General features: G+C 45.3%; 1 protein-coding gene. It reads left to right on the forward strand.

The window, feature by feature from the left end; translation table 11 throughout:
- Positions 1 to 631 (forward strand): hypothetical protein (locus G3A46_RS14035; protein WP_165150764.1); only part of this gene is annotated, 631 nt, incomplete at both ends.

A 631-nucleotide genomic window follows, 5' to 3' on the forward strand; every position in this document is an offset into this window, starting at 1 on the left:
CGGAAAACAGTTATGACGAACTTGGACAATTGGTACGAAAGGATGTTGGTGGCGAGACCGCTCTTGATGGCTACACAGATATGCACAATATGGATGCCACTACAGATGGCACGCTTTACCATACTGGAGTGGATTGGAACTGGCCATCGCGCGCAAAGACCAAGGGAAAAATCGATTCTTGGGACAATGGTGGGATAGTGTTCACAGTACCAAACAATGACAAGCATGTTCGCGTGGGGCTGATAAAGGCCAGTAACGCCTCACAGGGCAATCCCTACTTCGATTATGGCATCTATACCGAATATGATACGGGTACCCAGACCAATAAGATAAAACTGGTGCTGGGCAACAGTTCCTCCACTGGAAATTACGGAACTTATACCGCGGGCACCATCTTTAAGATACAACGGGTTGATAACGTTATAAAATTCTACAAGAACGGAATTCCATTCCATAGTGTAAACGCCACATCGGATCCTCTGGTGGGCAAGGTAGCATTTAGTGGTCCTGGGGCAAGTGTAGAGGGTTTGGCACTCACAGGTACTAATATAGATAAAAAACTCCAAAAAATTAAATACCGCTACAATATCAGAGGGTGGCTTACCAATATCAACAATGTTGACCCAGGAAT

The organism is Aequorivita sp. KMM 9714 (assembly GCF_011065475.1).
GTDB classification, from domain to species: Bacteria; Bacteroidota; Bacteroidia; order Flavobacteriales; family Flavobacteriaceae; genus Aequorivita; species Aequorivita sinensis.